At 59.5% G+C, this 19,719-nt stretch carries 18 protein-coding genes, 1 tRNA gene and 1 pseudogene; 10 read left to right on the top strand and 10 right to left on the bottom strand.

Going from position 1 to position 19,719, the window contains the following annotated elements; genetic code table 11:
- Positions 1–55: 55 nt before the first annotated feature.
- A pseudogene (locus tag EQM14_RS16850) lies at positions 56–943 on the bottom strand (MFS transporter); the annotation flags it as partial.
- Between the two features lie 141 nt (positions 944–1,084).
- On the opposite strand from EQM14_RS16850, the gene EQM14_RS00605 reads away from it, so the two are divergent.
- Positions 1,085–1,837 carry a DUF2087 domain-containing protein gene (locus EQM14_RS00605; RefSeq protein ID WP_128741136.1) on the top strand — a complete coding sequence of 251 codons (753 nt, stop codon included), beginning with the start codon at positions 1,085–1,087 and terminating at the stop codon, positions 1,835–1,837.
- Positions 1,838–1,900: 63 nt separating this feature from the next.
- On the opposite strand, the gene abc-f is transcribed toward EQM14_RS00605, so the two are convergent.
- Together abc-f and EQM14_RS00595 are read right to left on the bottom strand one after the other, a co-directional pair.
- Positions 1,901–3,379 carry a ribosomal protection-like ABC-F family protein gene (gene abc-f, locus EQM14_RS00600; RefSeq protein WP_128741135.1) on the bottom strand — a complete coding sequence of 493 codons (1,479 nt, stop codon included), beginning with the start codon at positions 3,377–3,379 and terminating at the stop codon, positions 1,901–1,903.
- A 307-nt stretch (positions 3,380–3,686) separates the two neighbouring features.
- Positions 3,687–3,998 carry a hypothetical protein gene (locus EQM14_RS00595; protein ID WP_128741134.1) on the bottom strand — a complete coding sequence of 104 codons (312 nt, stop codon included), beginning with the start codon at positions 3,996–3,998 and terminating at the stop codon, positions 3,687–3,689.
- Positions 3,999–4,170: 172 nt separating this feature from the next.
- Here EQM14_RS00595 and EQM14_RS00590 point away from each other — a divergent pair, with 172 nt between their 5' ends.
- From EQM14_RS00590 to EQM14_RS00580, 3 genes are read left to right on the top strand one after another with little or no spacing between them, the layout of a single operon-like run.
- On the top strand, positions 4,171–4,515 hold the full coding sequence (locus EQM14_RS00590; protein ID WP_128741133.1) for a GIY-YIG nuclease family protein: 345 nt from the start codon (positions 4,171–4,173) through the stop codon (positions 4,513–4,515).
- A 28-nt stretch (positions 4,516–4,543) separates the two neighbouring features.
- Positions 4,544–5,281, top strand: coding sequence for an AAA family ATPase (locus tag EQM14_RS00585; protein WP_128741132.1), 738 nt, complete (start codon positions 4,544–4,546; stop codon positions 5,279–5,281).
- Positions 5,282–5,314: 33 nt separating this feature from the next.
- The gene (locus EQM14_RS00580) at positions 5,315–6,082 is read left to right on the top strand and encodes a class I SAM-dependent methyltransferase (protein ID WP_128741131.1); all 768 of its coding nucleotides are present in this window, start codon (positions 5,315–5,317) and stop codon (positions 6,080–6,082) included.
- A gap of 48 nt (positions 6,083–6,130) precedes the next feature.
- Here EQM14_RS00580 and EQM14_RS00575 read toward each other — a convergent pair whose 3' ends face one another.
- The 6 genes from EQM14_RS00575 to zapA form a co-directional block, all read right to left on the bottom strand.
- Entirely contained in the window at positions 6,131–7,147 is a 1,017-nt protein-coding gene (locus EQM14_RS00575) for a rod shape-determining protein (RefSeq protein ID WP_128741130.1), read from the bottom strand.
- Positions 7,148–7,261: 114 nt separating this feature from the next.
- Positions 7,262–7,834 (bottom strand): Maf family protein, encoded by a 573-nt coding sequence (locus EQM14_RS00570; protein ID WP_128741129.1) that lies wholly within the window; start codon positions 7,832–7,834, stop codon positions 7,262–7,264.
- A 38-nt stretch (positions 7,835–7,872) separates the two neighbouring features.
- Positions 7,873–8,130, bottom strand: coding sequence for a DUF4321 domain-containing protein (locus EQM14_RS00565; protein WP_128741128.1), 258 nt, complete (start codon positions 8,128–8,130; stop codon positions 7,873–7,875).
- A 96-nt stretch (positions 8,131–8,226) separates the two neighbouring features.
- On the bottom strand, positions 8,227–8,679 hold the full coding sequence (dut, locus tag EQM14_RS00560; protein WP_128741127.1) for a dUTP diphosphatase: 453 nt from the start codon (positions 8,677–8,679) through the stop codon (positions 8,227–8,229).
- Positions 8,676–10,766 carry a U32 family peptidase gene (locus EQM14_RS00555; RefSeq protein WP_243112569.1) on the bottom strand — a complete coding sequence of 697 codons (2,091 nt, stop codon included), beginning with the start codon at positions 10,764–10,766 and terminating at the stop codon, positions 8,676–8,678. The genes dut and EQM14_RS00555 overlap by 4 nt, the downstream gene beginning before the upstream one ends.
- On the bottom strand, positions 10,756–11,274 hold the full coding sequence (gene zapA / locus EQM14_RS00550; protein WP_205703182.1) for a cell division protein ZapA: 519 nt from the start codon (positions 11,272–11,274) through the stop codon (positions 10,756–10,758). The genes EQM14_RS00555 and zapA overlap by 11 nt, the downstream gene beginning before the upstream one ends.
- Before the next feature lie 349 nt (positions 11,275–11,623).
- Here zapA and EQM14_RS00545 point away from each other — a divergent pair, with 349 nt between their 5' ends.
- The 3 genes from EQM14_RS00545 (at position 11,624) to EQM14_RS00535 (ending at position 16,603) form a co-directional block, all read left to right on the top strand.
- The gene (locus EQM14_RS00545; protein ID WP_128741126.1) at positions 11,624–14,053 is read left to right on the top strand and encodes a glycogen/starch/alpha-glucan phosphorylase; all 2,430 of its coding nucleotides are present in this window, start codon (positions 11,624–11,626) and stop codon (positions 14,051–14,053) included.
- Positions 14,054–14,073: 20 nt separating this feature from the next.
- Complete coding sequence (locus tag EQM14_RS00540; protein WP_128741125.1) at positions 14,074–15,999, top strand: glycoside hydrolase family 13 protein; 1,926 nt, start codon at positions 14,074–14,076, stop codon at positions 15,997–15,999.
- 202 nt (positions 16,000–16,201) lie between these two features.
- A complete protein-coding gene (locus tag EQM14_RS00535) occupies positions 16,202–16,603 on the top strand; it encodes a C-GCAxxG-C-C family (seleno)protein (protein WP_128741124.1) in 402 nt (133 codons plus the stop codon).
- A 188-nt stretch (positions 16,604–16,791) separates the two neighbouring features.
- Here the strand turns inward: EQM14_RS00535 and EQM14_RS00530 are convergent, their stop codons facing one another.
- Positions 16,792–17,718, bottom strand: coding sequence for a dipeptidase (locus EQM14_RS00530; protein WP_164918897.1), 927 nt, complete (start codon positions 17,716–17,718; stop codon positions 16,792–16,794).
- A 146-nt stretch (positions 17,719–17,864) separates the two neighbouring features.
- Here EQM14_RS00530 and EQM14_RS00525 point away from each other — a divergent pair.
- The 3 genes from EQM14_RS00525 (at position 17,865) to EQM14_RS00515 (ending at position 19,695) form a co-directional block, all read left to right on the top strand.
- Positions 17,865–17,942: transfer RNA gene (locus tag EQM14_RS00525), tRNA-Arg, on the top strand.
- A gap of 444 nt (positions 17,943–18,386) precedes the next feature.
- Positions 18,387–19,010, top strand: a complete 624-nt coding sequence (locus EQM14_RS00520) for a potassium channel family protein (RefSeq protein ID WP_128741122.1) — start codon at positions 18,387–18,389, stop codon at positions 19,008–19,010.
- A gap of 19 nt (positions 19,011–19,029) precedes the next feature.
- A complete protein-coding gene (locus EQM14_RS00515; RefSeq protein ID WP_128741121.1) occupies positions 19,030–19,695 on the top strand; it encodes a potassium channel family protein in 666 nt (221 codons plus the stop codon).
- Positions 19,696–19,719: the final 24 nt, after the last annotated feature.

Raw genomic sequence — 19,719 nt, 5'->3', positions numbered from 1 at the left:
GCACATGGAAGAATCAGGCCGGCTCCGGGCCCGGCAAACGGGAACAGCGCGTTCAGGACCGTGTCGCCGCGGCCGCCGCAAGAAAGAGGGTCATCTGTTTCCCGGATGGAATCCGGAAAACGGAGGTGAACAGCATTCCCATCAGGTTGCCCGCGCTGATTGCGCCCGCCGCGATTCCATATCTCTGAATTCCGAATCCCGGCGTGCTGAGAAACAACGGCTGAAGCAGGAGAAAGGAACCGCTTGCAAAGAAATTAAGAATAAAGGCCATGAGAATCAGATCTTTTAAGCCTGTGAATTTCGCGGTGTATCCGATTCCGCTTTTCAGATCTTTCCAAAAGGAAAGCGGTTCGGAACCCGCCTTTTTGTTTTCCGGCGGATTTCTGACCTTCAGGAAAAGGGACAAAAATCCTGAGAAGAGATAGGAAATCCCATTCATCAGAAACATTCCTCCCGCGCCGCTGAACCGATACAAAAATCCTCCCAACGAGTTTCCGGCGGTCTGCGTGAGGTTCTGGGCGACATTCAGGGCCGAGTTCGCCCGCATCAGCCGGTCCGCTCCACGATGCGGGGAATCAGCGATTTGACGCAGGGAGTAAAGAACGCGCCGCCGATGCTGAGAATCGCCCCCGTTACGCAGAACACCCACAGAGGAGGATGGCCAAGGCAGGTCCATGCCGCCGTTGCGGTCATGGAGGCCCCGCGAAGAAGATCCGCAAAAACGAGAATCCGCTTCTGATCCATCCGGTCGATCACCACGCCGGCGAACGGCGCGGCGAGCAGTCCGGGAACGGCGGAGACGGCGACTATCATTGCCATCAGCGCGCTGGAGCGGTACGTTCGCAGAAGAAAGAATCCCAGCGCGATTTCATACAGGGCGTCCCCCGCCGACGAGACGAACTGACCCTGTAAAAAAAGCAGGTAATTCCGGCGTTTTTTCCAACGGCCCATTCGGTTCCCACCCTTGCAGACAATAAAAGCATCATACACATTGAAAATTTGTTTGTCAATGTGTAGACGAAATTAAAAATTGTTTACATATTTGTAAAATCGTGATATGATATCAAAAAAGAAGGGGACGGAAATGGAACTTTCGGAACTGTTCTGGAGCGCGTCGGTCGAAGAAATCGCGCGCGGATATGCGCTGCGGGACGGATTTTACATCTGCCTGATCTGCGGGGAGCGATTCGAGGACGGGGCGGTGTATCAGGATAACTGCGCCTTTTATGAGGCGAGAAAGTATATTGAAAAACATATTGCCGCCGAACACGGTTCGGCGTTTGATTACCTGGTCGGCCTTGACAAACGCTGCACCGGTCTGAGCGAGGTCCAGAAGGAGTACCTGATCAGCGCGTATCAGAGGCGTTCCGACCGAGAAACGGCGAAAGAAATCGGTTGCAGCGAATCGACCGTGAGGAACCATCGGTTTAAGCTGCGGGAAAAGGCAAACCAGGCAAAGGTTTTCCTCGCGATTCACCGGCTTGTGGAGCAAAACGCCGCAGAGGAGGGGGCGGGGCGGCTGCTCCCCGTGCCCAAAAGCGCCGCGATGGTCGATTTGCGGTACGCGGTGACCGAGGAGGAAAGCGAAAGAATCCGGCGCGCGTATTTCGATGAAGCGGGGCATCTGAAGGAATTCCCGGCAAAGGAGAAGAAAAAGCTTGTGGTGCTGCGGCAGATCGCGGCGCTGTTTGCGCCGGGACGGGGATACACTGAAAAAGAGGTCAACCGTTTGCTGCAAAGGATTTGCGCCGATTACGTCACGGTTCGCAGGGAATTGATCGAGTACGGCTTCCTCGACCGCAAAAAAGACGGCTCCTGTTACTGGGTCCGGGCATAAAAAAAGAAGCTCCATTTTTTAAATGGAGCCCCGGGTTCCGCCGGGAGAGGCCGCGCGGTGTTTTCAGAGATCGGCAAAGCCTGTCGCAACCGCTTCCTGGAACGCGCGGTCATGCTCGACCAGAAGCATGGTCGGGGAGGCGGATAAGATCATTTCCTCAAGCTGCATGCGCGAAAGCAGATCGATATAGTTGAGCGGCTCGTCCCAGACGTAAAGGTGCGCGGGCTCGCACAGGCTGGCGGCGAGAAGCACCTTCTTTTTCTGTCCCTCGCTGTACCCGGCCATGTCGCGCTCGAACAGCCCGCGCGAAAAATCCAGCTTGCGCAGGATGGAAAAGAGCAGGGTTTTGTCGATGCCGCGCGATTCGGCGTATTCCATGAGCCCGCCGCTTAAAAAATCGGCTTCCTGCGGCACATGGGAAACGGTCAGCCACGGCCCAATCCACAGGCTGCCGGTGTGGTCGACCGGCTGCCCGGTCAGCAGCTTCAAAACACTGGATTTTCCGCAGCCGTTGCGCCCGCGCAGAAACAGCCGGCCGCCCGCGTTCAGGCGGAACGAAACCGGGCCGCAGACTTTGCGGCCTCCATAATACAGGCAGAGGTCCCGCGCCTCCAGCAAGGTGCTTTTCGGAGGAGACAGGGGATGGATTTTCAGGTCCTCCGCCGTGTCGAGATCTTTCAGAAGCGCGGACTGCTCCCGCGCCGCCTGTTCGCGCCTTGCCTGGATCGTTTTGGCGCGCTTCATCATTTTGGCGGACTTGTGACCGATGTAACCCCGGTCGGGCCGCAGGCCGGAATTCTTCGTGCCGTATTTGGTCTGCTCCACGCGGTCCGACCAGCCCGACGTCCGAGCGGCGGCTTCGGACAGGCGCCTGGCCGTTTGCTCCAGCTTTTGGTGCTCGGCCAGTTCGAACTCGTCCCGGCGGCGCTTGTTTTCCAGGAAGGACGAGCAGTTTCCCTTTTCCAGCTCGATGGTTTTGCGATTGATCGAAAGAATATGGTCCACGCAGCCGTCCAGAAACGCCCTGTCATGCGAAACCAGCAAAAATCCGCGCTTTCCGCGCAGATAGCGGGCCGTGCGCCCGCGGGCTTCCAGATCGAGGTGGCTGGTCGGTTCGTCGATCAGCAGAAAGCGGTTTTCCCTTAAAAACAGAGCGGCCAGCAGCACTTTGGTGCGCTCCCCCCTGCTCAGGGTGGAAAAGGGCCGTCCGGAGGCATCCTCCGAAACGTCCAGAAGGGACAGCTCCCGCTGAGCGCGCCAGTCCTCGCAGCCCGGGACCATCCCGCGAATCAGCTCCAAGGCGCTTTTCGATTCGTCCGGAACCGAAAACGGGAAATAGTCGAATGCAATGCCGGAGGAAATGGTTCCGCGGTATTCGTATTTTCCCATCAAGAGGTTCAGCAGGGTGGTCTTGCCCTTCCCGTTCCGCCCGATCAGCCCGAGCTTCCAGTCGGTATCGAAATCGAACGATGCGTTTTGAAAAATGGGCTCCGGGCTTCCATCATAGGAAAAAGTAAGGTTTGAAATTTGAATCAGAGACATGGAATCCTCCCGAAAATGCGCAGGGGCCGCGGGAAACCTCACTCCCCGCGGCCCTTTGCAACGAAAGGACTCCATCCGCCGGCGTTTGCCGGCGGATGGAGCTCCCGAAAAAAAGGAGCTTTCGGATGCGCAGATTCTCCCGCAGCCGCACGGCGACAAAGACAGCCTGGAATCAGGCCGTCCAACCGATTGGCGAACTGTAATCAGCGGGAAAAATGGCGCATCCTTTCAACTCCCATCTTAAATTTCTAAAGCAATCATACCCCGGAACGTCGTCTTTTGTCAAGATCATGGCCGGAAAGAAAATCTACCAAAGGCTGTTTTGGGTTCCGCAGTCCGGGCATTTGGGAAAATCCAGGCCGTATTTCTTGTAACAGTTCGGACAGACAACTTTTTGAATGTCCTCTTCTTCCGGTTCCATCGGCGGCGGATCAAGACGTGATTCCAGATCGGACACCCGCTCCATCAGGTCGCCGACCGCGAGGAAAGCAAGCCCCAGGGAAAGCCCCAGCACCATGCCAAGGAATTGGAAAAAGGTCAGGTCCTTTATCGCGAGGAGAAAGAGCAGAATGCTGCCGAGAACCACAGCCCAGCCCAGAACCTTAAAAAATTTGACCATAGACGCTCCTCAAAAATAGTCGACCGAGAATTCACATCTTAGTATCCTCATAACAACAAATTTTCCCAGATTTTCAATTTAAGTTCCCGAATGGGGAATTTGCAAACCAAGTCCGCCTGTGATAAGATAAAAATAACTGCGGCGGCGCTCCGCCGCGGAAACGGAGAAATACATGGAAAAGCAGGAGAAAAAGGAACGAATCAGCGAATACCGGGAACGCAAAAAGATCGGCGGGATCTGTGGGATCCGGAACACAAAAAACGGGAAAGTCCTGCTGACCGCCGCGCCGGATCTGCGCGGCTTCCAAAACCGGTTTGAATTCGCCCAAAAAACCGGAAGCGGGCTGAGCCTGAAGCTTCAAAGGGATTGGGACGAGTTCGGCGCGGAGGCGTTCCGGCTGGAGGTCCTGGAAGAACTGGAGCAGAAAGAGACGCAGACGCCGAAGGAATTTTCAGAGGACCTGAAAACACTTCTGGAGCTCCGAACGGAGCAGATGGACCCAAAGACGCTGTACTGAGAGGCCGGCGCGCCGGAAGGAGGGCACAATGCGGGAGCAGTATATCAACGCCGTCGCGCTGCGGCGGGACCGGGTGACGGATTTTGACCGGTACCCGTTTTCCGTCCCGGCGGTCCGCGCCCTTTCGGAGCTGCCGCTGCACGGGAGCGTCACGTTCCTGGTCGGGGAAAACGGCACGGGAAAATCGACGCTGACCGAGGCGATCGCCATTTGCTGCGGTTTCAACCCGGAAGGCGGCAGCCGGAACTTCAATTTTGAGACGTACAGCTCCCACTCGGAGCTTTGCGATTATCTTACCCTGTACAAGGGCGTCCGGCATCCGCGCGACGGGTATTTTCTGCGGGCCGAAAGCTTTTACAACGTTGCGACCAATATTGAGCAGTTGGACGAGGGCGGCAGGGGGCCGAAGATCAAATACAGCTACGGCGGCTCATTGCACGAAAAATCACATGGGGAGAGCTTTTTCGCGCTGCTGATGAACCGCCTCGGCGGGCACGGGCTTTACATCTTCGACGAGCCGGAAGCCGCGCTCTCGCCCCGGCGGCAGCTCGCGATGCTCTGCCGGATCGACGAGCTGGTCAAACAGGAATCCCAGCTCGTCATCGCGACGCATTCGCCGATCCTGACCGCTTACCCGGACAGCGTCATCTACGAGCTTTCCGCCGACGGGATTCATCGGCGCGCATATGAGGAAACGGACAACTTCCGGGTGACGAAGGAATTTTTGAACCGGTACCCCCGCATGCTGCGGGAACTGCTGGACTGAGCCGGGATTCAGCCGGCTGCAAAGGAGAGAATCATGAAGCAAAGAGAAAATTATACAAAGGTCAATTCGGAAACATGGGATCGCTGGGCAGAGGAAGGGAATCAATGGAGCATCCCGGTTTCCCGCGAAGAATTCCTGCGGGCCAGGCAGGGCGAATGGGATGTGTTGCTTACGCCGGTCAGGCCGGTTCCGAAAGATTGGTTTCCGCCGTTTCCGGGACTGAAGATTTTGGGTCTTGCCAGCGGGGGCGGGCAGCAGATGCCGATTTTCACGGCGCTTGGGGCCGAATGCACGATTTTCGACAACTCCGCCCGGCAGTTGGAAAGCGAGCGGATAGTCGCGGAGCGCGAAAACTATCAGGTCAAAATCGTCAGAGGAGACATGACAAAGCCGCTCCCTTTCCACGACGGGAGCTTCGACCTGATTTTCCATCCGGTTTCCAACTGCTATATCGAGGAGGTCCAGCCCGTGTGGGACGAATGCTTCCGGGTGCTGAAACCCGGCGGGGTCCTTCTCGCCGGGATGGACAACGGCCTCAATTTCCTTTTCAACGACTACGACCGTCTGGTGGTGGAAAATCCGCTGCCGTTCAATCCGCTGAAAAATCCGGCTCTTTACGAGGAACTGATGAAAAACGACGACGGGCTGCAGTTCAGCCACACGATGGAGGAGCAGGTCGGAGGCCAGCTGAAAGCCGGATTTCGCCTGACCAACCTCTATGAGGACCGCGACCTGCCGGGCAATGGGCGGTTGCAGGATTTTGCGCCGACCTATCTCGCCACCCGCGCGGTGAAGCCGTAAAAAAACCCCCTCCGGCTATGCTGGAGGGGGTTTTACACTCTGTAAAATTCAGTGCTTTTTATTTTCTTTGTAGTAGGAGGACGGCATGTTGACCTCCAACCGTTTCCCGGTGCCGTTGACCACGCAGTCCAGGGGATTTTCCGCCACGTGAACGGGCATTCCGGTTTCCTGCTCCACCAGCCGGTCCAGCCCGCGCAGCAGCGCGCCGCCGCCGGTCAGCATGATGCCGTGGTCAATGATGTCCGCCGAAAGCTCCGGCGGGGTCTTTTCCAGCGTGCTCTTGATCGCGTCGACGATCAGGGCCAGCGGATCACTCAGGGCCTCCCGCACTTCCCCGGCGCTGATGGTCACGTTTTTCGGCAGGCCGTCCACCAGGTTGCGCCCTTTGATCTCGACGGAAGAGCCCTCATTGTCCTCGGTCGGGAACGCGGAGCCGATCTTGATCTTGATTTCCTCGGCGGTGCGCTCGCCGATGAGAAGGTTGTACTTCTTCTTCACATAGGAAATAATGGATTCGTCGAACTTGTCCCCCGCGCAGCGGACCGAAACGGAGGTGACGATATCCCCCAGCGAGATGACGGCGACCTCCGCCGTGCCTCCGCCGATATCCACGACCAGGTTGCCGGTCGGCTCGGAGACGGGCAGCCCTGCGCCGATCGCGGCGGCCATCGGTTCCTCGATCAGCTCGACGTTGTTCGCTCCGGCCTGGCGCGCGGCATCTTCCACGGCGCGGCGCTCGACCTCCGTTACGCCGGAAGGGATGCAGATGATGATATGCGGCTTGGAAAAAGCGTTCGCTTTCACCGCTTTGCGGATAAAATGCTTGAGCATCGTCGCCGTGATGTCAAAGTCTGCGATCACGCCGTCCTTCATCGGGCGGACGGCCACGATGGAACCCGGCGTGCGGCCGATCATCTCCTTGGCCTGCTGGCCGACCGCCAGAACGGTGTCGGAGCGGACGTCCACGGCAACGACGGACGGCTCGCGCATGACGATTCCTTTTCCCTTCATAAAGACCAGGGTGTTGGCGGTGCCCAGGTCGATTCCTATATCTTTTGAAAACATCTGTTTTTCCCCTTTCAACGCATCCGGGCCGCGGCCGGTTCCGAATGATCCGATCTTTTCTTATTATAACCCGAATGCCGGAGATTCTCAACCTTTAATTCAGAATTCCGCGCGTCAGGAAGGCTGCTCGGCTTTTTCCTGAAGGCCGGCGAGGATCCGGTGGATTTTGGCGATCGGCAGGCCGACGATATTGTAATAATCGCCGTTGATGCGCTTGACAAAAAGAGCGCCCCGGCCCTGGATCCCGTAGGCCCCGGCCTTGTCGAACGGCTCCTCCGTCTCGACATAAGCGTCGATTTCCGCCTGAGACAGCGTGTAGAACTCCACCGAGGTGCACTCGTGGCCGTTGATGAGCTTTTTGCCGCTGATGACGGTGTAGCCGGTGTAGACCTGATGTACGTTGGCGGAAAGAAGTTTCAGCATGGCCTTCGCCGCCTCCGCGTCCTTCGGTTTTCCCAGAATCCTGCCCTTGAACACAACAACGGTGTCGGCCGCCAGAATGACGGCTTCCGGATGCTGTTTTGCAACGGCCTGCGCCTTGCGCGCGGAAAGCTGCTCCACAATCTGCATGGGAGGCGTTCCGTGCAGGAAGGTTTCGCTCACGTTGGCCGGCACAACGGTAAATTCATAACCGGCCATTTTCAGCAGCTCGCTGCGGCGCGGCGATGAAGACGCTAGCAGTAACATGGTAAAGAAAACTCCTATCTCTTTGATGAATTCTTCTTTCAGTGTATTCTGTTATACCCTAAAATTGCGGCGATCAGCAGAAGAGCCTGGGCGACGTGCAGATCCACGGTCATTCCGAAGGTAAAGCGGAGAATGGAGAGATCGACGTTTACGGTGGAAATCCCGAAGCTGGCCCCGGCGCTCAGAAAGGAAAGAAAACGCACGCCGGCCGCCGCGTCCGAAACAGCTTTTCCAAGAACAACCGCAAGGACAAGCAGAACGATCAACAGAAGCGTTTTTAGAATGCCCTTTTTCATATAAAAAATATCTCCGGAAAATTTTGTCTCAGGCCAACGGAGGGAATCAGCCTGGAAATATTTCTGGTCCGGCGGGGAGCTTGCATCAGGTAAACTCTATGTAGAATCGCCGTATCTTCCGGTCGACCCGAAAGCGCCCGCTCCCCGGACCGTTTCGCCCAGGTCGTCCGTTTCAAGCAGTTCCACCTGAAAGACGGGCATGACGACCAGCTGCGCGAACCGTTCTCCCGGGGAAAGAAGATAGGAAGTTTCCCCCGTGTTGCCGATGCCTACGATCAATTCGCCCCGGTAGTCGCTGTCGATGACGCCGACGGCGTTGGGCAGCGAAACGCCGTGCCGGACGCCGAGCCCGCTGCGCGCGAAAATCAGGCCGACCGTTTCGGGGCCGGGCAGCGCGATCGCCACGCCCGTCGGGATGCGGTACAGCCCGCGCGGCTCGATCAGGACCGGCTCGTCGATGCAGGCGTACAGGTCCAGACCGGCCGCCCCGTTGCTGCCGCGCGTCGGCAGCAACGCGTTTTCCCTGATTTTTTTGATCTTGATTTTCATGAGTCCTCCCGCCGGGCGGCGAAGCCGCGGTAGTAAAGTCCGCGCGTAAAGGAGTTCGGCTCCGCATTTTTTTCGGTTCCGTTTAAAATTTCATCGATGATCCGCTCTGTTTCCCGTGTGTCTTCCGTCGAAAAGCGGAGCAGGCCGAAATCAACGTTTTCCACATCGCCCATGCGGCCGGCAAGCGACAGCGGGACGGAGTTGAGCACCTCGCTGCACGCGCCGTAACATTGCACCGGGAATTTCACGCCGCGGCGGTCGGTCAGCTCCGGCGACGATTTACAGGCAAGACAGCCCTTCGGCGAATTCGCGGCCGGGCAGTTCCGGCAGAGCATCAGCGGAAGCCTGCCGTAAAGGAACAGCCCGCGCGGCACGGAGCCGCCGATGCGCGCCGCCTGCCGCAGCGTCAGTTCGTAAGAAAGCTCCGCGTCGGCCACGCCCATCGACCGGTAGAATTCCAGCGCGGGGGTATTTGTGATGTTCAGGGAAAACCCGCCGTGAACCGTAAAACCGCAGTCCAGCGCGAGCCGGACCCCGTCGGGCGTGCCGGCCCAGACGTCCGTGACGCCGGCGGCCTTCGCGTTTTCCAGGCTTCGCCGAACGGCGCTCTCCATGCCGAACAAGCCTCGGGGCAGTTCCGCCGCCGCCTGGAATCCCTCTTCGAGCAGCCGCGCGATACGGTGAGGTTCCGTATGATAAGGGATGTAGCAAAGTTCCAGCTTTTTGGCGTTTTCGGGCAGTTCCGCGCGGGAAAACCGCGCCCGGAACCGGAACGGCCCCGCACGGTGGGGCGCAAAACCGGGATCGCCGCAGTCCGTCCACGGAATTCCGGGGCGGTCGGCGCGGCGTTCCAGCAGGGTTTCCAGAGCTTCGCGCCGCATGCGGTTCAGTTCGGAAACAGGCGCCGTCAGCCCATCGTCCAGGTCCACGGCGACGCGGTCCGCGTAAAACGGTGTTCCGCCTGTTTTGGAAAGCTGATCTTCGCATCGTTTCCCATCGAGCGCACGGTGTTCCGCGCGTTCGGGTACCGCCCCGCAAACGGTGAATTCCATGCCGTTCCGGTCGGCGGCGGTCAACTGCATCGGCTTATTATATTTGATTTTCAGCGTAAAATCAACGGGAATTTTTATAAATTCCCTGGAATAAAGATTCTTCAGCCCGGAAAGAACCTCCCCGGTCGCCGCGGCCGCGTCTTCCTTCGAGCGCACGCCGAACATGGCCCGGCCGCGCTTTGCGTCCGGATAGCCGGTGGTAAAGCCGGAACGCGAAAAAACCGCGCCGAGATTTTTCAGAAGCCCCGAAGGGATTTCCTTCCCGTCCGCCGCGAAACGGCAGGCGGCGGTGGCGGCGGCGACGTATTCCGGCCGTTTGAGCCTGCCCTCGATCTTTGCGCAGACCGCGCCCGCCCCGGAGAGCTCCGAAAGCCGCGGGATCATGGAAAGGTCCTTGAGGCTCAGGTCGTGCCCCGTTCCCCCCGGCGCCGAAAACGGCAGGCGGCAGGGCTGCGCGCACATGCCCCGGTTTCCACTGCGGGAACCGAGCACGGAGCTGAAATAGCACTGCCCGCTGACCGACATGCACAGGGCGCCGTGGACAAAAGTTTCCAGTTCGATCGGGCAGGAGCGGTGGATCTCCGAGATTTCTTCCAGGGAGAGTTCGCGGGCTAAAACGACCCGCTGAAAGCCGAGATCGTACAGCGCTTTTGTCCCCGCGGGCGTGTGGACGCCGGTCTGGGTGGAAGCGTGCAGCCTTAAGCCCGGCGCGTGCCGGAGAAGGCGCGAGGCGAGGCCCATGTCCTGCACCAGAAGCGCGTCCACCGGAAGGGAGCAGGCAAAGCGCACGAAATCAAGCGCCGCGGGGAGCTCATCGTCCAGCAGCAGCGTGTTGACCGCGAGGTATACTTTCACGTCACGCGCGTGACAATATTGCACGGCCTGCCGCAGTTCTTCCTGTGAAAAATTCTTTGCGCCCGCCCGTGCGGAAAACTGGGCCCCGCCCAGATAAACGGCATCCGCCCCCGCGCGGACGGCTGCCGTCAGGCTTTCCGGCGAACCGGCCGGAGCGAGAATCTCAATCTTATGGCTCATCGGTTTTCTTTTCGAAAAAGCTCATGAATCCCTCGGGGTCCGGGCCGTCCGCCTGGGGGGTCACGCGGGAAAAGCTGCCCGTCTGCGGGCGGGGCACGTCCGCCCCCGGAGCGATCGGCGGCGCTTTTTCCGGGGAAGCGCCCTCCGGCGGCGTTTCGCCCGCGGCGGAGAGCCGGGCGCGCAGCGTCTGGATCTCGCGCTTCAGGCGCTCGATTTCCCTGCGGGATTCCTCCGCCTCCAGGCGGGCATGGGAGGAATCCTCCAGATAATCCTTGATCTGCGTGCGGAGATTTTCCGCCGCGTCCGCCGCCTTGTTGGCGTCGTCACAGTAGCTTAACGCGGCGGAGATCGCGGCCATGGTGATGGAGATGCGCTCGTTCCGGTCCAGCATCGCCTCGATGGTCTTCTGGACCTTTTCGCCGACGGAGCGCATGTACCCCTCGCTGTCCTCGGAACTGACGACGCATTCACAGCCGCAGATATTCAGTTTGATCCTGTTTTTGCTCAAATCATTCATTCCCTTTCGTGAAAGCCGCGTTTTTTATATAGCTTATTATAATCTATTTCGCTATAATATGAAAGGGATATTCCGACTTTTTATAAGGCCTTTTCCCACGGGGAAAACAACAGGCGGAGCAAATTTCATTTTTTAGTGAAAGTGTATAAATTCCGCTGAAAAATGTTCTTTAGTAAGCGCATTGAAATAAAATTTGAAAATTGCCTGAAAACCGCGTCATATAGGGAAAAACGGGCAGTTTCAAAGAACGCTGTGAAGATGCGTTGCTGCACTTGAAAAAGCGGTAATATTGGTGTATCATAGACAGAAATAAATTTGATGAAATCGGGGGGCCGTTCCGATGATTTACAGGCAGCCGGTCAAAAAGATACAGGAGTCCATCTGCAGCATGCTGGAGCTGGTGTTCGGGGTCAGCCTGAAGAACGCCACCGACGAGCAGTGCTACAAGGCCGCGGCGCTGTGCGTGCGCGACCTGATGGAGAAGGGGCGCAGCGAATTTATCAGGGGAGCCGAGAAAGCGGGGACCAAACACATCTACTATCTTTGCATGGAGTTCCTTCTGGGGCGTTCGCTGAAAAACTGCCTTTTCAATCTGGGAATCGAGGAGGATTACCGGCAGGCGCTTTCCGGGCTGGGACTCAAGCTCGACGCGCTCTACGAGCAGGAGCCGGACGCGGGCCTCGGAAACGGGGGGCTGGGCCGTCTCGCGGCCTGTTTCCTGGACGCGCTGGCGACGCTCGGATACCCGGCGACGGGGTATTCCCTGCGCTACGAGTACGGCATCTTCCGGCAGAAGCTGGTGGACGGCTGGCAGACGGAGCTGCCGGACTTCTGGCTTCCGGGCGGCAAGATCTGGCTCCGGAGCGAGCCGGAAAAAAGCGTGGAGGTCCATTTCAACGGGAAGATCGAAGACTACTGGAACAACGGGTTTCATGTGGTGAACCACAAGAATTACACGAAGGTCACGGCCGTGCCGAGCGACCTTTATGTTCCGGGAATGGACGGCCGGGGCGTCAGCCGGCTTCGGCTGTGGTCGGCGACCAGCGAGGATTTCGACATGAATCTGTTCAACGGCGGGGATTACCTGCGCGCCGTCGAGCAGAAGGCGACGGCGGAGAGCATCACGAAGGTGCTCTACCCGGACGACAACCATCCGGAGGGAAAAAGCCTCCGGCTTTCGCAGCAGTATTTCCTGGTTTCGGCCGCCGTGCAGGACATTATCCGGCACCATCTGTTCCAGAACCGGACGCTCGACAACCTGCCCGACTGCGCCGCAATCCACCTGAACGACACGCATCCGGTGCTGGCGATTCCCGAGATGATGCGCGTCATGCTGGACGAGTGCGGCTACGGCTGGGACGCCGCGTGGGACATCGTGCGGGAAGTCTTCGCCTACACGAACCACACGGTGATGGCGGAGGCGCTCGAGTGCTGGGGAATCGACCTGTTCCGCATGCGCCTGCCCCGCATCTACCAGATCGTGGAGGAAATCAACCGCCGCTTCTGCGCCGGGATGCACAACCGGGGCGTGGACGGCTACAAGGTGGGCCGCATGGCCCCGTGGAACGACGGATTCGTTAAAATGGCGAATCTGGCCGTGGTTTCCTGCCACAGCGTCAACGGAGTTTCGAAGCTGCACTCCGAAATCCTGAAGGACCGCGTGTTCCACGATTTTTATACGGAAATGCCGGAAAAATTTACGAACGTGACCAACGGGATCGCGCACCGGCGCTGGCTCTGCCAGGCGAATCCGGGCCTGGCCGCGCTCCTGACCGAGTTGATCGGGGACGGCTTCGTGCGAGACGCTTCCGAGCTCCAAAACCTGATGAACTATCAGAACGACCCGGCGGCGCTGGAAAAAATGGCGGCGGTCAAACGGGAGAACAAGCTCCGGCTCGCCCGGTACGTCAAACGGGAAAATGGCGTCGATCTCGACCCGGACTCGATTTTCGACGTGCAGGTGAAAAGGCTGCACGAATACAAGCGCCAGCACCTGAACGCTCTGCAGATTCTGACCGACTACCTGCGCCTGCGCGAGAACCCCGAAATGGAGTTCACGCCGCGGACCTATCTGTTCGGCGCGAAGGCCGCGCCCGGATATTACTTTGCAAAACAGATCATCCGCTTTATCATTGATCTGGGCAAAACGATCGACGCCGACGAGCGCGTCAACCAAAAGATGAAGGTCATCTATCTGGAGGATTACCGCGTGACGCTCGCGGAGCTTCTGATGCCGGCGGCGGACCTCAGCGAACAGATTTCGCTCGCGGGGACGGAGGCCAGCGGGACCGGCAACATGAAATTCATGATCAACGGCGCGGTCACGCTCGGCACGCTGGATGGCGCGAACATCGAAATCCGCGAAGCGGTCGGAGATGACAACATGATCCTGTTCGGCATGAATGCCGGGGAGGCGCAGGGACTGAAACAGGCCGGCTACCAGCCGCGCGCCATCGCGGACCACAACCCGGAGCTGAAAGCCGCCCTTGCCGCGATGGACGCGGGATTCTGCGGCGTTTCGTTCCGGGACATCGCGGATTCGCTGCTTTCCTCCGACCCCTATATGGTTCTGGCGGATTTCGCTTCCTTTGAAAAAGCGCGGCTTAGGTCGGAGCAGCTCTATCTCGACACGGCGAAATGGCGGAGAATGTGCCTGATTAACACGGCGCAGGCGGGAATCTTTTCAGCCGACCGGGCGATCCGCGAATATGCGGAGGGGATCTGGCATGCGTCGCCCGCTCCGGACCCGCACGGAAAACGCGTCAATTAAGGGACCGGGGGGAATGCGCGATGTTCAATTCCCGCAACTCGATCTACCGCGATCCGGTGGGGGCGGTGCCCGCCGGGACCCGCGTGCATTTTAAGATCACGCTGCCGCGCAATCTTGGCTGCTCCGGCGTAAATCTGATCGTCCGGAACGGCGCGGGCGGGCCGGAGCAGGTGTTCGGCCTGTTCTGGTGCGGCATGAACGGGGACGCGGCGGAATGGTGGGAATGCCATTTCCCCGCCGAGGAGCCGGGCGTCTATTTCTATGATTTTAAACTGGAAACGCCGTGCGGGCCCCGCCGCCTGACGCGCGGGCCGGGCGGCGAAGCCGGGTTCGACGGCGGCGCGCGGTGGCAGCTGACGGTCTGCGGGAAAGAGTTCGCGACGCCGGACTGGCTGGCTGGCGGGGTGCTGTACCAGATTTTTCCGGACCGATTTTTTTCCTCCGGGCAGAAAAAAGACGGCGTTCCGGCGGACCGGAAGCTGCACGGAGACTGGGACGAAACGCCGGACTGGCGGCCGGACACGAGAGGGAAGATCACGAACTCCGACTATTTCGGCGGCGACCTCGCGGGCATCCGGGAAAAGCTGCCGTATTTAAAATCCCTCGGCGTGACCTGCCTGTACCTCAATCCGATCTTCGAGGCGCACTCGAACCACCGGTACAACACGGCGGACTATACGAAAACAGACCCCCTGCTGGGGAACGGGGACGATTTCCGCGCGCTGTGCGGGGCGGCGGCGGAGCTTGGCATCCGCGTGCTGCTCGACGGCGTGTTCAACCACACGGGCAGCGACAGCATCTATTTCAACCGGGAAGGGCGCTACTCCGGGCCGGGCGCGTATCAATCGAAAGAATCTCCGTATTATCCGTGGTATTCCTTTAAAAACTGGCCCGATGAATACGCCTGCTGGTGGAACTTCCCCACTCTGCCGAACGTTGAGGAAGGGAACCCGGAGTACAGAGAATATATCTGCGGGGAAAACGGGATCATCCGCCGCTGGCTGCGGGCCGGAGCCGCGGGGTGGCGGCTCGACGTGGCCGACGAACTGCCGGATGGGTTTCTGGAAGCCCTGCGCGCCGCCGCGAAAGCGGAGAAACCGGACGCGCTGATCGCGGGCGAGGTCTGGGAGGACGCCTCCAACAAGGTCGCCTACGGAAAACGGCGGCAATACCTGTTGGGGAAGCAGCTCGACAGCGTGATGAACTACCCGTTCCGCAACGCGATCCTCAGCTTTCTGACCGGCGGGGATGCGGCGGCGGCAATGGAGACGATTCTCTCGGTGCTGGAGAACTATCCGCCGCAGGTGGTGCGGGTCCTGATGAACAACATCGGAACGCACGACACGGAACGCGCGCTGACCGTGCTGGCCGGGGAGCCGCGCCGGGGCCGGGGACGCGAATGGCAGAGCGCGGCGCGGCTTTCTCCGGAACAGCGCCGCCGGGGGCTGGCCCTGCTGCGCTGCGCGTCGCTGCTTCAATACACCCTGCCGGGTGTTCCGTGCCTTTATTATGGGGATGAAGCCGGGATGGAGGGCTACGCGGACCCGTTCAACCGCGCCCCGTTCCCGTGGGGGCGGCAGGACGAGGAACTGACGGATTGGTACCGGGCACTCGGAAGGCTGCGCGCGCGGTGCGAGTGCCTGAAGGACGGGAAACTGATTCCGGTCGCGGCCTCCGGCGACGTGCTCTGCTACATCCGCTCCGGCGGAGGAGATTCGCTGCTCTGCGCGGTCAATCGCGCCCCGGAGGAGCGCCAGGTGGTGGTACCGCCCGAATGGAGCGCCGCGGAGCCGGTGTTCGGCAGCATCCCGGACGCGCGCGGCGTTCTGACCCTTCCGCCGTTCGGCAGCGTGACGCTGCGTCTTCGGCCCGCCAGTCAGAACGGAAAAAGCCGTCTGCTTTGTTTGGCGGGAACCTCCCGAAAGCTAAAGCCGGGAACGCCATAGGCGCGAAAGACACTGTGTGTCCGCCTTAGGAGCGGACCATCCGGTCGGGACGGCCCGCCAGTCAGAACGGAAAAAGCCGTTTGCTTAGTCTGGCGGGACAGAAGGAACCTCCCGAAAGCGAAAGCCGTGAACGCCGTAGGCGCAAAAGACGCTATGCGTCCGCCACGGCGGCTCACTTAATAAAAATAAAGAGGATGATACCATGCTTCGAGACAGAGTTCGCGATTATTACCTAGTAAAAGACAACAACTGCGCGGAAACGACCCTGCACGCCATTGACGACGAATACCATCTGGACCTTCCGGAAGAAGCGTTCAAGCTGGTCGCCGGCTTCGGCGCGGGGCTGGGCTGCGGAAAAACCTGCGGGGCGCTCTGCGCCTGCATCGCCGCCCTCGGAAAGATGAGCGTTGGGGAGCGCGCGCACGCGACGCCCGGTTTTAAAGAGCAGTGTGCCGCACTGGTGGAAAAATTCACCGAAACGCTGGGAGACACGGAATGCTCGGCGCTCACCCAAAAGTACAAGAAGGAAGAGACCCGGTGCCTCGATACCGTGATGCTTGCCGCGGACGTGTTTGAGGAGTTCGCCAAAGAGCGGAACGCCTGACGACATCAGTCCTCCGGACCGGAAGTGGCTGTGTCGGACACAGCTGATGGAGATTATCGGTTCGCTTTCCCGCGCGCCCTGGCAGGCCCTACGTATCACACGCGTCAGGCTTCCTTGTCACCGGGAGGCGTCCGCCTCAGCTCTCCCGCCAAACTCAGCCTTCCCCGCGTTCCGGATGGAGCATCGGTTCAGCGGTACGCTGCCGTGAAAAACCGGTACGCGTTGCGGAAAAAAATGCCGTCCGCGATTTCTTCACCAAACCGCGCGCGCATCGCGTCGTAAAGCAGTCCCATGTCCCCGACTCCCTGGATTTCGGCCCGGAGCTTGCAGCCGTCGAAATCCGCGCCGACCGCGACGGTCCCCTCGCCGCCAAGCTCCAGGAAATGCTCCGCGTGCCGCAGCAGGCCGTCGATCGAGCCTTCGCCGCCGACAAACGGCGCGTACAGATTCAGCCCGACCAGACCGCCGCGCTGCGCGATTTCACGAAACTGATCGTCCGTCAGGTTGCGCGGGTGGTCCTCGACCGCCTTCGAGTCGGAGTGCGTCGCGACAAACGGGCCTTTCGCCAGCCGGGCGACGTCCCAAAACCCTTTTTCCGACAGATGGGACACGTCGACCACCATGCCGAGCTCGCCCATCTGTTTCACGACTTCTTTCCCGAATCGGGCCAGGCCGTCGGCTCCTGGCGTCATGCAGCCGTCACCGAGCTCGTTCGGTCCGTTCCAGGTCAGGGTCATCAGGCGCACGCCCGTTTCCCATGCCTCGTTCAGATGCGAAAGCTCGCCGCCCAGCGCGGCGCCGCCCTCAATGGAGAGCAGTGCCATATTCTTCCCGGCGGAATCCGCCTTTTCCAGTTCCGGCCCATCCACGCAGAAAACGGGCGCCTTCCCCTTCTCCGCGGAAAGTTTCCGTTTAAAATCCGCGGTGACCTCCTGAAAATAGCGGAAAGCGGCCTCCCCCCGCAGGTCGTCGCTGATCCAGACCGCGAACACCTGAGCCCACCGCTCGAACCGCTCCGTTTTTTCGAGGCTGATGTGCAGCCCGTTGTAGGAAAGCCCAAGCCCTTTTTTGCAGCACTCCGACGCGGTGTCGCAGTGCAGGTCAAAATATTTCATATGATGCCCCTTTCCGGTTTTTGCCTTGATTTTTTCTATTATAATACAGATTTGGGGCGGGGAAACAGGAAAAATTGAAGATGCGGTTTCTTTTCTTTTTTTGGCATTTGACTTTTGCCGCATCTGTGCTATAATACAGTAGTTATCCGCCCGTAGCTAAGTCCGGATATAGCAGCAGATTCCGATTCTGAAGGCCGGGGGTTCGAATCCCTCCGGGCGGGCCAACGTTTTTCACAAATCTCCCAGAGGGATTCGAACCCGAAAGGGTCCGAGCGTCCGGGAATTGTGCCTGCGGCACAATTTCAGCGAGGAGCGGCGCCGCGGCTGTGCCGCCAGCCGTCGGCGGTGAGACCGCCGGTAAATCCCTCCGGGCGGGCCAACGTTTTTCACAAATCCCCCAGAGGGATTCGAACCCGAAAGGGTCCGAGCGTCCGGGAATTGTGCCTGCGGCACAATTTCAGCGAGGAGCGGCGCCGCGGCTGTGCCGCCAGCCGTCGGCGGTAAGACTGCCGGTAAATCCCTCCGGGCGGGCCAAAATAAACACAGGCGGGTTTTTATAACCCGCCTGTGTTCATATCCACCGATTGTTTTTTCTTCTTTCGGATCATTTGGCCGGCGGCAGCGGCTTTTCAAAAAAATAGACATCGGAACAGCAGGAGGGAACGAAAGTGAACGTACTCGTGATCGGCTGCGGACGCCTTGGCTCACGGCTTGCCGGTATCCTGGATGAGCAGGGCCATGACGTCACCGTTGTGGACTCGGACCCGGATTCCTTTCACAATCTGAAAAAAGAGTTCGGAGGCATCACCGTTGTCGGAATGCCGATGGACAGCAAGGTCCTCCGCAGCGCCGGCGTGGAGGGCTGCGATGCCATGGCGGTGGTTACGCCGGACGACAACCTGAACATCACGGTTTCGCAGATGGCGCGTGAATTTTTCGGGATTGAAAATGTTGTGGCGCGCATTTCGGACCCCCTGCGCGAAAATATTTTCAAACGCTTCGGCCTAAAGACGGTATGCCCGACCAACCTGGCGGGGGACGCCATGGCAACCGCGCTGACGCTGCCGTGGGAGCCGAGGACCGTGACACTCGGCACCTCCACCGTCACGTTTCATTCCAAGGAGGTGGACCGCGCGCACGCCGGCATGAAGCTGTCCGACGTGCCCAGGAACAGCGGGGAACAGGTTTTCGGCGTGATCAGCGCCGACGGCCGGATGGCGCTGTGCCGGAAGACGGAAGACATCACTCTTTCCGAGGGCGACCGCGTCGTCCTCACGTCCGTGATCGACTGACCGCAGGAGGGTTCTGTGCATGAAAGTTATCATTGTCGGGGGCGGCAAGCTGGGCCACCAGATCGCGCGCAACCTGATGGAGCGCAAGTATGACGTCAAGCTGATCGAAAAGGATAAGGCGAAATGCACCCGCCTTGCCAATTCGCTCGACGCCGAGGTCATCTTCGGCGACGGGACCGAGCTGGAAGCCCTGGAGGAGGCCGGCGCGGACGGGGCGGACTGCTTCATCGCCGTCACGGGAAGCGACCAGGACAACCTCGTCGCCTCCCAGCTTGCCAAAAAGGAATTCAAGATCAAGAAGGTCATCGCGCGGAACAACGATCCGCGCAACCTGGACGCGCTGCGGAAGCTCGGCCCGGACATTGCCGTAAGCAGCACGGAAATCATCACCAATCTGATCGAACAGGAAGTCGACAGCGCCCAGGCGCATCTGCTGGCGACCCTGAACAGGGGGCGGGCCTCCATCATCGCCCTCACCCTTCCGGACGATACGGCGCTGGACGGCGTCATGCTGAAAGATCTGACGCTTCCGTCCGGTTCGCTGATCATTTCCATCGTGAGAAAGGAAAGCCTGATGATTCCAAACGGCCTGACGGCGTTCCGCGCGAACGACGAAATCGTCGCGGTGTGCGACAGGAACGGTGAAATAGAGCTTCAGCGCACGCTCGGTGCGCACGCACAGTAAGTTTTTTTACAATGGGGAAAAACG

The sequence above is a fragment of the Caproiciproducens sp. NJN-50 genome, assembly GCF_004103755.1.
In the GTDB taxonomy this organism is placed as follows: domain Bacteria; phylum Bacillota; class Clostridia; order Oscillospirales; family Acutalibacteraceae; genus Caproicibacter.
This window is presented reverse-complemented; position numbering and strand designations above follow the sequence as displayed.

Coding starts and splice junctions, on each gene's coding strand:
- EQM14_RS00605 (WP_128741136.1), top strand. CDS start 1,085: ATGGAACTTTCGGAACTGTTCTGGAGCGCGTCGGTCGAAGAAATCGCG.
- abc-f (WP_128741135.1), bottom strand. CDS start 3,379: ATGTCTCTGATTCAAATTTCAAACCTTACTTTTTCCTATGATGGAAGC.
- EQM14_RS00595 (WP_128741134.1), bottom strand. CDS start 3,998: ATGGTCAAATTTTTTAAGGTTCTGGGCTGGGCTGTGGTTCTCGGCAGC.
- EQM14_RS00590 (WP_128741133.1), top strand. CDS start 4,171: ATGGAAAAGCAGGAGAAAAAGGAACGAATCAGCGAATACCGGGAACGC.
- EQM14_RS00585 (WP_128741132.1), top strand. CDS start 4,544: ATGCGGGAGCAGTATATCAACGCCGTCGCGCTGCGGCGGGACCGGGTG.
- EQM14_RS00580 (WP_128741131.1), top strand. CDS start 5,315: ATGAAGCAAAGAGAAAATTATACAAAGGTCAATTCGGAAACATGGGAT.
- EQM14_RS00575 (WP_128741130.1), bottom strand. CDS start 7,147: ATGTTTTCAAAAGATATAGGAATCGACCTGGGCACCGCCAACACCCTG.
- EQM14_RS00570 (WP_128741129.1), bottom strand. CDS start 7,834: ATGTTACTGCTAGCGTCTTCATCGCCGCGCCGCAGCGAGCTGCTGAAA.
- EQM14_RS00565 (WP_128741128.1), bottom strand. CDS start 8,130: ATGAAAAAGGGCATTCTAAAAACGCTTCTGTTGATCGTTCTGCTTGTC.
- dut (WP_128741127.1), bottom strand. CDS start 8,679: ATGAAAATCAAGATCAAAAAAATCAGGGAAAACGCGTTGCTGCCGACG.
- EQM14_RS00555 (WP_243112569.1), bottom strand. CDS start 10,766: ATGAGCCATAAGATTGAGATTCTCGCTCCGGCCGGTTCGCCGGAAAGC.
- EQM14_RS00545 (WP_128741126.1), top strand. CDS start 11,624: ATGATTTACAGGCAGCCGGTCAAAAAGATACAGGAGTCCATCTGCAGC.
- EQM14_RS00540 (WP_128741125.1), top strand. CDS start 14,074: ATGTTCAATTCCCGCAACTCGATCTACCGCGATCCGGTGGGGGCGGTG.
- EQM14_RS00535 (WP_128741124.1), top strand. CDS start 16,202: ATGCTTCGAGACAGAGTTCGCGATTATTACCTAGTAAAAGACAACAAC.
- EQM14_RS00530 (WP_164918897.1), bottom strand. CDS start 17,718: ATGAAATATTTTGACCTGCACTGCGACACCGCGTCGGAGTGCTGCAAA.
- EQM14_RS00515 (WP_128741121.1), top strand. CDS start 19,030: ATGAAAGTTATCATTGTCGGGGGCGGCAAGCTGGGCCACCAGATCGCG.